The sequence below is a fragment of the Legionella saoudiensis genome, from assembly GCF_001465875.1.
GTDB lineage: Bacteria > Pseudomonadota > Gammaproteobacteria > Legionellales > Legionellaceae > Legionella > Legionella saoudiensis.
Genome location: NZ_LN901324.1, coordinates 607,351 through 621,027, shown reverse-complemented (window position 1 = coordinate 621,027; position 13,677 = coordinate 607,351). Strand labels below are relative to the sequence as shown.

Genomic DNA, 13,677 nt, shown 5'->3' with positions numbered 1-13,677 from the left:
TGCCAGCTCCTATTTAAGTCCAGCACTTAAAACAAGCGCAAACACAAAAATAAATACCGCAAACCCCTCTACAATGGCTGCAGGAGCAATAGATAATCCGAAGATTTCTGGCTTATTTTTAGTGGCATTAATGGCACTGGCACAACAATAGCCTTGTTGAATAGCACAAAGCATCAAGGCAATGCCGGTTAACATTCCTATTCCAAATAAACCACCCGCAATTTGGGGAGTGACGGCCCTGTTTAAAGTAAACATAATTACGATTCCAAAAATCGCTTGGGTTGATGGAAGTACAGAAACCCCTATGTATTTTCCATAACCACTCTCTGTATCCAACATAACGCCAATAGCCGCTTGCCCTGCAATTGAACAACCATAAATACTGCCTACAGTTGCTAATGCCATAGGGGCAAATATTCCCATCCACCCAAACATCACCATTAACTCATTCATGAGAAATCTCCTGCTTCTTAAATGGTTGATAGCTATAACCGTCCTCTTTGATTGACCATTTGAAAAATTCAATATAATTCAATCGAAGTCCATGAATTACTGCACTCATTACACATAAACCAAAATTCAATGCTTGTCCTGCCAATAAAACAAGGAGTGCCAGAACCCAACTTTTAGGAGCAATGGAGTGAGCAATGGTATTGAAGGTAATAGCCATTGAGGCTCCGGCTAATCCCAGCGCAAACAGACGTAAATAGCTCAAAATATCACCAAACAAGGAAGGCAACTCCACCACTGATGCCAGACCATACCCAACTCGTCTTGCGAAACTCTTGACGTCAATCACTTGTTCATCCGAGGCGAAAAACATAACCATTAAAATACTTAAACCTAAAAGGATAGTTCCCAGTTGAGTTAAGAGCTCTTTATGTTGCATTGTGCCTGCAGAAAAGATTAATACAGCACTAATTAATATAATAAACCCTAGTGCCTGCATTTTTTCGCTGAAAGAATTAGAAAACCAAATTCGCAAACCACAACCAATACAAATATGAATACAGCCAATAAGAATTGTAAACATCATCATATTTTTAAAATTATGAATATCCAATAAATGCAAACTAGCAAGAAAAGTGCCTTTTTTAGGCTCCACACCCCAATAACTACCCAATAAAACCCCATAAATAATGGAAAAAGTGCTAATTGCCACGAGTAAAGGTTTAATCCACTGGCCTGCGTTATATTTACCTAAACGCTTCCATCCTAAAAGAGTAAATAAAGCTAAAATTAGCCCATAACCTGCATCCGCTAAAATAATGGCAAAAAATATAGAAAATGAGAAAAATACGCTTATTGAGGGATCTAATGCATGGTAACCTGGAGTTTGATAAAAACGTACCAGTTCTTGCCCTCCCTTTAACCAAGGGTTTGATTCTAGTAAAGTAGGTGGTAATTCCCCTTCTAAAGGTTCATCAATCGTTAACCCTATTTGCTGTTCCCTGCAAAATGCGCATAACGCAGGCACTTGTGATTCTGGAACCCAGCCTTGAAGCACAAAAAACTCTTGGTGTTCCATGGTTTTTTCCGATGCCTTTTGCAATTCGGAGCGGTCGGCAAACTGAGCTACCTTTTTAGCTAATAAGTAGCGAAAGCGAGACAGGCTACGACGTGCCTCAATAAGATCTTCTATTTGTTCATCAAGCTCATCTAATTCTTCAAGAAGATCATTTAACGCAATAGCCCCGGTATGAATGCGATAAGATGAAAAGCGTTCCTCTTGAGGTTCTTCTTCTGCAAGGATTACAATATAAATAAAAAGATTATTTTGATATAGCTTCTGTATGGGGCGATCTTTAGGGAGAACAGCTAACTGTTTTAGTGGTATTTTGTAAAACCAAAGCTTTATCCCTCGTAAATCTGCTTCATCAGGCAGCTCAAAATGCCCCCATTCAGATAGCCCATGAATGCGCTCGGTTAAAAAATCTCGTCGATCAATACAGTTTTTGAGCGCCTGTTGGTTTTCTAAAATTTGCTTCACCACTTGATCCGCATTATTATTTTTCCAAAATAAACGTGGAGTACCCTGCTCTGGGGAATCTTGAAGGTAGCGTAAACTTGTTTTTATCTGATCAAGCAATGTTGTAGATGGTGTAGTAAGAGCTGATTTGTTTGATGAATTAATTGTAATGAGCTGCAGACAGCCCAGTTTTTGCAATGATCTTAGAATTTCTGATTTGCATCGACTAAGCCCTAATAGAGTCACTTTCTTGAAGGCTGCAATACTCATAATAATTGCCTTTTTTTCTTAGCAATTTTTGATCTGACTACTGCTGCGCGTTCATTATCTGATAAAAAAATCTGTATTAATCTTATGTGGTTCAAGGCATTAGGAATTAATACCTTTTCAAATAAATTTTTTCGCTGGGTGACAGTTTGAATTGCTTTATCTAATAATTGCAATCGTGAAAAAGCTAATTTAAGCCTTAAGCGTATTTCAAGAAACTCCGCTACTCGGTGCATTAAAGGCTCAAACCAATGAGGAGTATTTAGATAAGGATAATCAAGAACCATAAATTGAATTGATTTCAATACAGGTAATTTAACTCCAACGATGTTTTCTTCCTGTAAATCAAACTGTTTGACCTTAATATATTGTGACAAATCATCCATGTTCTCATTAACCATTGGTAACTGATTTTCTACGTGGACTACCAGTTCCTTTTCTTTTTCTTTTAACTGAGCTATTAGTCCCGCAACAATTCCTCGTTCAGATAATAGCTTTTTCCTTTTTAACTCCAGCGAAGGCAAATATTTTTTATAATTTTTTAAATTCTTTTGCTCCAGACTAAGCGAGGTTTTATTAAGCTTGGGTTGAGTCATGCTTATTCTCCTGAGTTAGTTGGATATTAAAATATTTATCAACCAATTCCTGTTTAATCAATAACTCATTCTCATGGAAGCACTCAGCTAAGGTTTGCCAGCATAAATCCAAAGCTTTTTCCAAGACAATGGAAACCTTAATGTCCATAAAGCGTTCGCGAAATAAGCGGCCAAACTTTAATAACCGCTCATCAAATTCTGAGATTTCAAAAGCCATGGCCTGTTTCTGCTCCGCCTCACAAGCAGCAGAAAAAAAGCGAATCATAGCATTCATGATTTGTCCATGATCATCGCGAGTTTGTTTTCCAATCACATGTTGTTTTAGTCTGGATAAAGAGCCGAAGGGATCAATAGCTCCCGAATGTAGGTAAAATTGACCCTCAGTAATATACCCCGTGTTATCCGGTACGGGATGAGTCACATCATTCCCAGGCATAGTGGTTACCGATAAAATTGTAACGGACCCAGCCCCCTGAAAATCACAGGCCTTTTCATAACGACGAGCTAATTGTGAGTACAAATCTCCCATATACCCACGATTTGAAGGCACCCGCTCCATGGCAATACCTACTTCTTTTAAAGCATCAGCAAAGGCGGTCATATCTGTTAAAAGAACTAAAACGCGTTTGCCTTCTTCTACGGCCATCTTCTCAGCAACAGCTAAAGCCATATCAGGCACTAACAATCGCTCTAAAATAGGATCAGAGGCCTGGTTAACAAACATAACCGTACGCGCAATAGAGCCATGATCTTCAAATGTTTTACGAAAAGCGTAATAGTCATCAAAAAGTAAGCCCATGCCGCCAAACACAATAATATCCGCATCAGCCTGAGTTGCAATTTTAGCGAGTAATTCATTATAGGGTTCACCAGCAATAGAAAATACTGGAATTTTTTGGCTTTCGACCAGACAATTAAACACGTCGATCATAGGGATATTGGTACGGATCATTTTGGAGGCTAAAGTTCGACGTGCAGGATTAACCGTTGCCGTGCTAATTGGCGTTTTATCATCCTGATCTAGATTGGGGCCCCCATCAATTGGCTTTCCAGTTCCATTAAAAACACGCCCAAGGATATTGTCAGAAAAACTCACCATCATAGGTTGACCTAAAAAAGTCACTGAGGAGTCGGTGGATAATCCTTTGGTACTGCCATAGACTTGTAAGGTTACAATATCCTGTTCTAAGTGAGTAATTTGAGCGAGTAAAGCAGGCCCTGTGGATGGGTGAACTAGTGCTAGATCATCTAACCGAGGTACCTCAATTGTATGAGTATCCAATGCCGTAGGTACTGAAATTTTAAGGATATCACCAGTAATTTCACGGATATTTTTGTAATGAATAATGCTCATTATGCTCCCTCATATGTATAAGCATTTATGAATCGATTAATGTCGCGCTTTTTTAAAAACGTGATGAATATCAGCCTCTGCACTAAAACTACTATGTGTTTTAATGAAGTTATTAATTTCCGGAATAATCTTGCTACGAAATTTACTGCCATTGAATAGTCCATAGTGGCCAACTCCCTCCACTAATATATACTTTTTCATTTTTGAGGGAAGATTTTTACATAGAGTCATTACCGACTTTGTTTGGCCAAGCCCTGTAATGTCATCACGCTCGCCTTCAATAATTAAAAGCGATGTTTTTTTGATATCATGCAAGCGGATATCTTTGCCTCGTGATTTATAATGGCCCCTAGCCAATAATTGCTCCTGAAAAACCGTATTGATTGTTTGCATGTAAAATTCCGCAGTTAAATCCATTGTAGAAAAATATTCGAGATAAAATTGCACAGTTTTTAAGGCTTCTTCATGTTTATTCTCAGCATAGTCATCAATAGCCTTTTGTAAGGCTTCCATGTGTCGTTGCATATTCATGCTCAAGAATCCTGAGAGCTGCATAAATCCGGGGTAAACAAGCCGCATTGCACCTGGAAAACGCGAAGGAACCATTGAAATAACATTTTGTTGAAACCAGTCATCCCTACGTGAAACCGCGAGATCATTAACCACTGTAGGAGATTTTGAGGTATCTATAGGGCCTCCTAAAAGTACTGCGCTAGTAGGAAGTCTAGGATCGTTTTCCGTAGACATTAATGCTAATGCAGCGAGTACAGGAACTGTTGGTTGGCATACTGCCATAACATTCAAATTGGGAGCTAATAGCTTAAAATAAGAAATAACATATTCAATATAACTGTCTAGATCGAAAGAACCTTCACTTAAGGGAACATCACGAGCATTTTTCCAATCTGTAATGTACACATCATAATAGGGCAGTAAACTTTTAACCGTGTCACGTAATAAAGTAGCATGATGACCTGACATAGGTGCAACCAACAACATTTTAGGAAAGGCGTCTTCTTTAATCCCTTTCTTTTTAAAGTGAACTAAATCACAAAAACTTTTACGATCTACAACCGATTTGACAATATCATAATAATCATCACCAATTTTTACATCAATAATCCCAAACTTTGGCTTTTCATAAAAATTAGTAACCATATGTGCTACATAAAAATAGCCTGTTAACCCACGAAAATATTTGACTACTGAATCCATGCCTTCTTTCATTAACTCTTTTTGCATGCCTGACATATAAGGAATATTAAAGGGTAGACTCATGCTATCGGTGATGCGTTTATACCGTTTGGACAAGATTAAACAATAATCGGAATAAGGCTGAAGTACATTCATCCCCCAATCATACCAATTGTAAAGCGAGCGATTATCTAATGGATTGTTTAACATGGAATCCCTTACCTTTATGGATACGTTATCCTTAAATTATAGAACAAATTAAAAACAACAAATTGTAATGTATACTTAATAAAACATGACGTTAAGGAAAACAACATGGAGAATAGCTTACTTGCAGGAAAGAAAGCCTTGGTTGTCGGTATTGCTAATAAAAATTCTATCGCTTACGGATGTGCGCTCATGTTAAAAGCGGCGGGAGCTGAATTAGCCCTTACCTACATTAATGATAAAGCCAAACCATTCGTAGACCCCCTTGCTCAAGAGCTATCCCCAGCCATTTACATGCGTTGTAATGTGACCCATGCTCAGGATCTAACTGATTTATTTACAGAAATAACTAAACATTGGGGACACATTGATATCATTGTGCATTCAATTGCTTACGCGCCCACAGAGGACTTGCATGGGCCTTTATTCGCCTCATCAAAAGATGGATTCCTGATGGCAATGGATATTTCCTGTCATTCTTTTATACGTATGGCTAATCTCGCCAAACCCCTCATGAAAAATGGTGGATCACTATTTGCTATGTCATTTTATGGGGCTGAAAAGGTAGTGAGTAATTATAACCTCATGGGGCCTGTAAAAGCAGCATTAGAAGCATCGGTACGCTATATGGCAGCAGAGCTGGGCCCTGAGAGAATTAGGGTAATTGCCATTTCCCCAGGCCCTCTTAAAACACGAGCGGCCTCTGGTTTGGATAAATTTGAGGAGTTAATACGTGATGCTACACATAAATCTCCGCTTGGCTCTTTAGCTAATATCAAGGACATTGGCGCTATGGTGACCTTTTTGGCCAGTGATTATGCCAAGAGCATTACTGGTGATACGATTTATATTGATAGTGGTTATCATATTATGGCGTAACCGTATCATTTCATTACCAGATATGAGGTATTAATCGAGATTTTACTTTCTTTTGATACTCTGCATATCCAGGCAAATCGCGTACCAGTACTTTTTCTTCATTCATAATACGGGCTACTAAAATGGTGACTAAGATAGGAATTAAAAGAAGTCCCCACCAAGAGCCAAGAGCAATGGGGGTACCGATGAATAAAAATAGTACCCCAAAATACATCGGATGGCGAACAACTCCATATAGGCCTTTAGAAATAACCTGTTGTCCTTCCTCAACGCGAACGTTAGCAGCAGCATAGGTATTCACTTTTGAAACCAGATGAAAAATATAGAAAGAAAATACCACGAATAAATTGCCTAAAATCGAGATATATCCTGGTACGTAAGACCAACCGAAACGTACATCGAGCACTGATAAAATAACTAGCGTAATACAGGTGGCAAAAAGTAAGGAAATAATTAATTTTTGTGCGGGTTCCTTTTCGTAGGATATTCCGGCTTGGGTACGACGTTTAAGTAATGCGGGGTCATGTTTTGCTAAGTATAAAGTATATGCTGTGGAGGAGCTAATAAATACGGCTGCATAAATCCAACCTTGCCAATAGTTCAGAGTTCCTGCAGGAATAAATAAAAGCAGCAGTAGAACGATTATTCCAATACTTGATGAACGAATTAATTGCCGGGGGTACATATGCTTTATCCTTAAGCGCGGTGGCCAATTTTATACTGTTATCTAATAGTGTAGCTGTTGAAAAGAAACCTGTTGCAAGTGGGCTTCCACATTCATGCTAACAAAAAGTCGTGATGATCGAAGCCCAAAACTCTGGGTTGCTTCACTTCGTTCGCAATGACGGATAAAGCATACCCCTATTAATTAATAGTGGATAATTGAGAGATAATTGCTCCAATATTAACCCCATTGCTGTAAACGTATAGAGAAAAGCTCTCATATAGTTGCGAAGAAGATGAGGCCGCCTGGAAGGAGATGATCGGTTGCTCTCCAAGAGCGTTTAGAGGAGTACTTATTGGTCAAAGATTAGATTAATGCCTGAGCAAGATACAATTAATTGCAAAAGCTCCAAGCATGAAGTGTAGGCTGGTGCTGAGCATCGCGAAGCCCAGCATGGATGGGGCATTGAGTCTCGGCGCTGGGCTTCGTTGCACTCAGCACCAGCCTACAAAATCCCTTAGTTACTTGCAACCAGGTTACAGAGTTGAATTAAAATTCACACCCTCAATATCCGTATTTTTTATACTTTCAATAAATTCATGTGCTGCATTCTTAACTGGCTTCTGGAAAAATCTGTTTCCAAAATAAGTAAGAGAAGCCAAATTGGTCGCAGAAGTTCCTGCAGCAAATACAGCAGCCCCTGTGGTCCCTTCTGCTAATGCGGTTAAAAATGTAGAAACACCTGCCCAAGCACCCAATAGCATACCAGCCCCAAAAAATATGCTTGCTGCTAAAGTAGTAATTAAAACTACGGTCGCGAAAGTCTTAACCGCGGCTTTAAGGCCATGATATTTTTCGCTAAACTTTGTATCACAATTCGCAAGAAATTGATTATATGCTTTAGTTTTATCTAACTGTCCGGGATCAGCTATATTGTTAAGTAATTCATTCACCTCTTCACCTAAAGCAGCAATATTATCAGCATCTAATCCCAAACTAATTACCTGGCTATTTAATTTATTTAAAGCATTATATAATTCCGATTCAGGTAACTGCTTATCACGTAAGATTTCTAATGAATTCAAATTTTCCTCGGGATCATCTACTAAACTATGCGATTGGGCTTTAGCATATGCATAGTCCTTAAGTAATGTGAGCAATGCCTTGGTGCCATAAGGTTCAGAGGTAGTTACTGTAAGTACATCTGCAAAAGCAAATTCGTGCAACTGTTCACGTATTGATTCTGCAGTGTTTCCATTTAAAGCCATGTCATTAAAAGTACCTACAAGAATTAATTTTGCATTTTCGTTTGCAATTTGAAATGATTCAATGTCCATTTTTATTTGTTGTAACATATCCTCATTAATTTCTTTAGATAAATTAATGCAATAAACTCCAATTTCCGCCCCGCTCCAAAAAAGGCGAAAAATGTCTTTATAACTATTACTTCCAGGAGAATCCCAAATGTTCATACCTTCTAGGGTTATAAAATCAGGACCGAATGACGGTTTGTATTCATTTTTTCGCGTAGCCTCTTGATCCATTAGTTGTCTAAATAACTCCGTTTTACCAGTATGTGCTGCACCAAAAATAAAAACCTTCATAAAAACCCTCACTCAAAAAAGAACACATCTTACTTTATTTTGACCTTTGAGTCCATTATATGTCCAACCAATCCCGATCAGCAAAAGTATATATACTCAGTTCATGAAAAAGCTTAAAATTAGTCTTTGCATTAGTGCTTTTTTGGATATTGCCCAATATGAGTCATCTTCTAAACCTTTCAATTCTTAAAAGAAACCGTGATTTTCGATTACTTTATTTAGGACAGTTTATTTCTTTTATTGGCACCATGATCAGTAGTGTGGCACTTCCTTATCAAATTTATCATTTAACCCAATCTACCTTTATGGTTGGGCTTCTAAGCCTTGTGCAATTACTTCCGCTTTTAATTACGGCCCTTATTGGGGGGGTGTTCGCGGATCGCTATAATCGACGTTTATTATTAATCATTAGTGAGTTCTTACTTGGTATTGGCTGTTTTTTGCTTGCTTTAAACTCCTATCAGGAACACCCTTCCTTGATTCTTATCTTTATTACATCAGCAGCTATGTCTGCCATTACGGGATTGCATCGCCCTGCTTATGACAGCATCACCCAGCAAATTGTAGCCCCAGAAGATTATAAAGATGTAGGTGCTTTATCAGCATTTAAATACAGCTTTTGTATGATTATTGCGCCGGCAATTGCCGGATTGATTCTTGCTCATCATGGAATTGTTATTACCTATCTTGTGGATTTGGTTACCTTTTTCCTTTCCTTGATTACCTTAATAAAAATGCATCACATTCCTAAGCCTGCAGTAGAGGAGCATCCTTCTATTTTGTTATCGCTTAAGCAGGGTATTTCTTTTGCATTTAGCCGACAAGAGTTAGTTGGCAGCTATTTGGTTGATTTTTTTGCCATGGTTTTTGCAATGCCTAATGCGCTGCTACCTGCCATCGCTCAATCTTTTGGTGGAGCGCAAACTTTAGGACTACTTTATTCAGCCCCTGCGGTAGGTTCATTAATTATTTCATTTTTTAGTGGCTGGACCTCAAAGATTACTCATGATGGCAAAGCGATTGCTATTGCTGCAGCGCTTTGGGGAGCTGCAATTATTGGTTTTGGCTTATCTAAGTCACTTTGGCTTGTACTCTTGTTTCTTGCACTTGCCGGTGCTTTTGATGCAATCAGCGGTATATTTAGAGTAACACTTTGGAATAATACGATTCCTACTGAGTATCGCGGTCGATTGGCTGGGATTGAAATGATCAGTTATTTAAGTGGTCCAAAATTAGGTGATACCCGCGCCGGCCTTGTTGCTTCAAGCTTAGGCATTGGCACAGCGCTTATCTCGGGGGGAGTTTTATGTATTTTAGGAGTAGGCATTTGTTGTTATTTCTTGCCTAAATTTTGGCATTATCAAACAAAAGGATAAGACTAATGTAGCCCTATTACAGCGAAGCGTAATCAAGGCTACGGATCTACATTTCATCCTTTTCGGCACGAATGCAGCAAATCATACTTTTTATTATACGCTTTTGTTTTCACATCAAACAATGACAACACTGTCGAAAAAAGATAATCATGAGAAATTGCTGCTTCTTTTTTATTTTGCATACATTCTTCATCAAGCGCCAACTGCTTTACTAATCCTTTCGATGGCCAAAAAATCATAGGTACCTTTTTTTGCTCATCTGGGGCCATGAAATAAGGCAATCCATGCAGAAATAAATTATGTTCGCCGAGTGATTCACCATGGTCTGAAACATAAATTAATCCTGTATCATGCGTGGTGACCGTACTTAACTCATCCAATGCCCGAGCTAACACGCTGTCCGTATACAAAATGGCATTATCATAGGTGTTTACAATTGATTCTTGAGAACAACTAGCCAAATCCGCCGTATCACAAGTGGGCAACCAGCGTTTGAACTGCTCTGGATAACGCTCATAATAAGCAGGCCCATGGTTACCTAGCATATGCAATACAATCAATTGATCACCTTTTACTGAGCCTATTTTCTCTTTTAATTGATGTAAAAGAATTTCGTCAAAGCATCGACCATTTTTGCACATTGCTTCAACTTTTAATTTTTCTACAGGTAAACCATCGCATACGCCTTTACAACCCGATTGATTATCGCGCCACAATACTGAAATATTTAAGCGATTTAAAAGATGCAATAATGATTCACTTTGACTAATACGCTGTTCATCATAATGACGTAGGCCATAGGGAGAAAACATGCAGGGTAAGGATACGGCTGTGGACGTACCACAGCTATTAACCTGACTAAAATTAATGAGCTGGTGTTTGGCTAATTCTGGCGTTGTTTGGCGACTATATTCCCCTAATCCCCAATTTGCGGCACGCACTGTTTCACCAATTACAAGAATAATAGCCCGAGGCTTGCTTCCATCAGGTCGAGGCATTTGCTGTGCATCTGTTCCAATCAACGTCCGTGTAATATTTGCCTGGGCTCTCTGAGCTCTCCAATAAGCCTTTGATGAAGATGAAAATAAATTTAACGGGGTAACCAAATAAACAATTTCTTTTTTAGCACGATGTATGGGGCTAAGATCATTATATACCGCCCATCCTGCGCCAAAAAACATGAGCATAGATAGAAATATAGCGCCTAAACGCCCTGTCCAATAAGAGAGTAAACTTCGTTTATAAATGCGAATATGCCATACAATCCAACTAGGAATCACGCCCAATAGCAAGAGATAAGGAACAATTCGCCATTGTAGTAGTTCTTTACTCTCCTGGTAGTCAGTACTTATCACATTAGTCACCATGTTTGGATCGATATAAACATGAAAAGTATTCATGAAATAGACCATGATGGAAGTGACTAAAAACAAGCTAATCATAAACCCTTTGAAAGTCCAGCGGTTAACGACCAGCAATAATAAAAACCACTGTAATCCCGTAATAGCAATTCCAGTACAAATAATAATAAATAAGGTATGCGTGGATATTAATTCTTTACCACTTAATAATTCATTCCAGAACGAAGCATTGCATGCAAGAGTAAAAAATAGGCTGCTGAATAAAGTAATCAGTTCGCTTGACCAGTAACTCGGTCGGTTCATCTTAAAAATGGTAACTCTCCTCAAAATAGGCACATAGTTTACAAATTTTTTGTCCTGCGTTCAAAAAAATCATAATTAAAAGGCTAAATATGAAGAATATAATTACCCTATAGGCCAAAATAGCAGCACAAGCCTGAGTACTTACTGGTGCGCAGCAATAATAATAGCCTTTATTAAGGATTGTCATTGCGAAGAGCAGTGCGACGAGGCAACTCAGGTTAGTAGCATAGAGCCTGTTACCTCGTGTGCATCCACTGAGATGTTGGCTTTATTAAGTAGGGTATTTAAACCAAACGGGCATTACTTTATTAAGATAAACCATGAACTTCCATAAGCCTACCTGGGATTCTACATTACCAAAAGGATCTGTTTTGTTTTCAGGATACGCAATCCCAAAACCAAATAAACCAGGTCCAATGATACCTACATGAGGATTATGGCGGGTATCTTCATAATCGCCAATGATAATATTTTTACGCTTTTCAAATCCGACTGCATAAATCACCCGCTCACACTCAGGTAAATAACGGGCTATATTAGGTTCAGAAGTGTTATAACGCACTAAATTTTCCGGCAATACGCCATCGATATTCTCTCTTGCCCAAGCAGCGGTTTGTCCTTTCAGCCCAGTATTGTCAAAAAGAATCCAATCATCTAACTCAATCGCATAACGGCAAGGAGAGCGATAAAAATTAATTACTTTTTTTACTCCCAGCTCCACCAGATAGCGCACGATGATGATGGCAGAATGTGATGAGCCAAACACACCATAGGTTTCATTAAGATTAAGCTCTGCAGCTAATTTTTCTTTATCAATTGCCGTATCAAAGGGGAGCACATTAAGACCAGGGTAGTTCAACGAAGAAGGTAATGCACCTGTAGCTAAAATAACATTTTTAGCGCGATAAGATTCAGTTGCAGTAGATAATGTCCACATTCGCTCTGCTAAAAACATACTATGAATCGTAGCTTCTACTGCTTTTACCTTTTGCATTAAATGTGCACTGACCCACTGTAAAGGATCCACCACATAGCTTAAAGTACAGGTTTCATCTTCGGGTAAGTGCTTTAACGCAAAATCAGGTGCCTCTTCGTAATTAAACGATCGCACTTCTGCTAAGAAACTATTGAAATACTTTACCTTAGTATTGCTGGAAACATTGCGCCAAAGTAGCCCTAAATCACCCACCTTAAAGTGGGGATCAATCCATAAAATATCCTCTGATAAAATACCTTGATCTAATAATTTCCCGACTGCAGCAATGCCCGCAGGCCCTGCTCCAACAACTGCCCATTGAAAGTTTTTATTCATAGTAATCCATATGTTAATCGCATTTTTGCTGTGTAATGCAGTGACCATCATAGGTACAGGTTTGAACAGTCTCGCATGAAGGGTCAAAGTAGCCGCCTACCGGAACACCAATAACTTCCTCATTATTTATACTATTATCAAACCACACAGTATCTCCACCAGTATTAATAATCACAGTTCCACCCTCATTATACCAATCACCATGATATCCACCAGCACGATACACAGTCCCATGACTCCCCTCAACATACCAAACGTTATTGCGGTAAGGATGGCTATAGTTAATATAATTAATATGCTCAGGAACCGCATTATGGTGGCGACTAACATGGTATACCGTCTTATGGGTAGTGTGAACATATGCAAAGGAAATGGAATTAATAGATAGACATGCTATAAATAATAATAAGCGCTCTTGATACATCATTTTCTTTCCCTAGGTTGGACAAACAGGTCTTATATTAAAGTATAGTATGATAACTCAAGTGCCATCTTGGTTATTTGGTCAACAAAATGCTAATCTCGATAAACAACTCATAAATAAGCCAAATACTGTTGATCAATAATCAATTATGCTACTATTCATACTGT

General features: G+C 38.6%; 12 protein-coding genes. 2 read left to right on the top strand and 10 right to left on the bottom strand.

What is annotated here, in order from left to right; translation table 11 throughout:
* Positions 1–9 precede the first annotated feature (9 nt).
* The 5 genes from BN3124_RS11685 to phaZ are packed head-to-tail and all read right to left on the bottom strand — an operon-like array spanning position 10 to position 5,590.
* On the bottom strand, positions 10–453 hold the full coding sequence (locus BN3124_RS11685; RefSeq protein ID WP_058534973.1) for an ATP synthase subunit C: 444 nt from the start codon (positions 451–453) through the stop codon (positions 10–12).
* Positions 446–2,239: a V-type ATP synthase subunit I gene (locus tag BN3124_RS11680; RefSeq protein ID WP_058534972.1), complete on the bottom strand. Its 1,794-nt coding sequence runs from the start codon at positions 2,237–2,239 to the stop codon at positions 446–448. Before BN3124_RS11680 ends, BN3124_RS11685 begins: the two co-directional genes overlap by 8 nt.
* Entirely contained in the window at positions 2,236–2,832 is a 597-nt protein-coding gene (locus BN3124_RS11675; protein WP_058534971.1) for a V-type ATP synthase subunit D, read from the bottom strand. Before BN3124_RS11675 ends, BN3124_RS11680 begins: the two co-directional genes overlap by 4 nt.
* Positions 2,813–4,186 carry a V-type ATP synthase subunit B gene (locus tag BN3124_RS11670; RefSeq protein ID WP_058534970.1) on the bottom strand — a complete coding sequence of 458 codons (1,374 nt, stop codon included), beginning with the start codon at positions 4,184–4,186 and terminating at the stop codon, positions 2,813–2,815. The genes BN3124_RS11675 and BN3124_RS11670 overlap by 20 nt, the downstream gene beginning before the upstream one ends.
* A gap of 36 nt (positions 4,187–4,222) precedes the next feature.
* A complete protein-coding gene (gene phaZ, locus BN3124_RS11665; RefSeq protein ID WP_058534969.1) occupies positions 4,223–5,590 on the bottom strand; it encodes a polyhydroxyalkanoate depolymerase in 1,368 nt (455 codons plus the stop codon).
* Positions 5,591–5,695: 105 nt separating this feature from the next.
* Here phaZ and fabI point away from each other — a divergent pair, with 105 nt between their 5' ends.
* Positions 5,696–6,466, top strand: coding sequence for an enoyl-ACP reductase FabI (fabI, locus tag BN3124_RS11660; protein WP_058534968.1), 771 nt, complete (start codon positions 5,696–5,698; stop codon positions 6,464–6,466).
* Between the two features lie 13 nt (positions 6,467–6,479).
* On the opposite strand, the gene BN3124_RS11655 is transcribed toward fabI, so the two are convergent.
* Positions 6,480–7,151: a methyltransferase family protein gene (locus BN3124_RS11655; protein ID WP_058534967.1), complete on the bottom strand. Its 672-nt coding sequence runs from the start codon at positions 7,149–7,151 to the stop codon at positions 6,480–6,482.
* 515 nt (positions 7,152–7,666) lie between these two features.
* Positions 7,667–8,734: a GTPase domain-containing protein gene (locus BN3124_RS11650; protein WP_058534966.1), complete on the bottom strand. Its 1,068-nt coding sequence runs from the start codon at positions 8,732–8,734 to the stop codon at positions 7,667–7,669.
* A gap of 158 nt (positions 8,735–8,892) precedes the next feature.
* Between BN3124_RS11650 and BN3124_RS11645 the strand changes: the two genes are divergently transcribed.
* On the top strand, positions 8,893–10,110 hold the full coding sequence (locus BN3124_RS11645) for an MFS transporter (RefSeq protein WP_058534965.1): 1,218 nt from the start codon (positions 8,893–8,895) through the stop codon (positions 10,108–10,110).
* 53 nt (positions 10,111–10,163) lie between these two features.
* Here the strand turns inward: BN3124_RS11645 and BN3124_RS11640 are convergent, their stop codons facing one another.
* From BN3124_RS11640 to BN3124_RS11630, 3 genes are all read right to left on the bottom strand, one after another.
* Positions 10,164–11,774 carry a phosphoethanolamine transferase gene (locus BN3124_RS11640; protein ID WP_058534964.1) on the bottom strand — a complete coding sequence of 537 codons (1,611 nt, stop codon included), beginning with the start codon at positions 11,772–11,774 and terminating at the stop codon, positions 10,164–10,166.
* Between the two features lie 271 nt (positions 11,775–12,045).
* Complete coding sequence (locus BN3124_RS11635) at positions 12,046–13,086, bottom strand: FAD-dependent oxidoreductase (protein ID WP_058534963.1); 1,041 nt, start codon at positions 13,084–13,086, stop codon at positions 12,046–12,048.
* Between the two features lie 13 nt (positions 13,087–13,099).
* Complete coding sequence (locus BN3124_RS11630; RefSeq protein WP_058534962.1) at positions 13,100–13,513, bottom strand: hypothetical protein; 414 nt, start codon at positions 13,511–13,513, stop codon at positions 13,100–13,102.
* Positions 13,514–13,677: the final 164 nt, after the last annotated feature.

Coding starts and splice junctions, on each gene's coding strand:
- BN3124_RS11685 (WP_058534973.1), bottom strand. CDS start 453: ATGAATGAGTTAATGGTGATGTTTGGGTGGATGGGAATATTTGCCCCT.
- BN3124_RS11630 (WP_058534962.1), bottom strand. CDS start 13,513: ATGATGTATCAAGAGCGCTTATTATTATTTATAGCATGTCTATCTATT.
- BN3124_RS11640 (WP_058534964.1), bottom strand. CDS start 11,774: ATGAACCGACCGAGTTACTGGTCAAGCGAACTGATTACTTTATTCAGC.
- BN3124_RS11650 (WP_058534966.1), bottom strand. CDS start 8,734: ATGAAGGTTTTTATTTTTGGTGCAGCACATACTGGTAAAACGGAGTTA.
- BN3124_RS11655 (WP_058534967.1), bottom strand. CDS start 7,151: ATGTACCCCCGGCAATTAATTCGTTCATCAAGTATTGGAATAATCGTT.
- BN3124_RS11635 (WP_058534963.1), bottom strand. CDS start 13,086: ATGAATAAAAACTTTCAATGGGCAGTTGTTGGAGCAGGGCCTGCGGGC.
- phaZ (WP_058534969.1), bottom strand. CDS start 5,590: ATGTTAAACAATCCATTAGATAATCGCTCGCTTTACAATTGGTATGAT.
- fabI (WP_058534968.1), top strand. CDS start 5,696: ATGGAGAATAGCTTACTTGCAGGAAAGAAAGCCTTGGTTGTCGGTATT.
- BN3124_RS11670 (WP_058534970.1), bottom strand. CDS start 4,186: ATGAGCATTATTCATTACAAAAATATCCGTGAAATTACTGGTGATATC.
- BN3124_RS11680 (WP_058534972.1), bottom strand. CDS start 2,239: ATGAGTATTGCAGCCTTCAAGAAAGTGACTCTATTAGGGCTTAGTCGA.
- BN3124_RS11675 (WP_058534971.1), bottom strand. CDS start 2,832: ATGACTCAACCCAAGCTTAATAAAACCTCGCTTAGTCTGGAGCAAAAG.
- BN3124_RS11645 (WP_058534965.1), top strand. CDS start 8,893: ATGAGTCATCTTCTAAACCTTTCAATTCTTAAAAGAAACCGTGATTTT.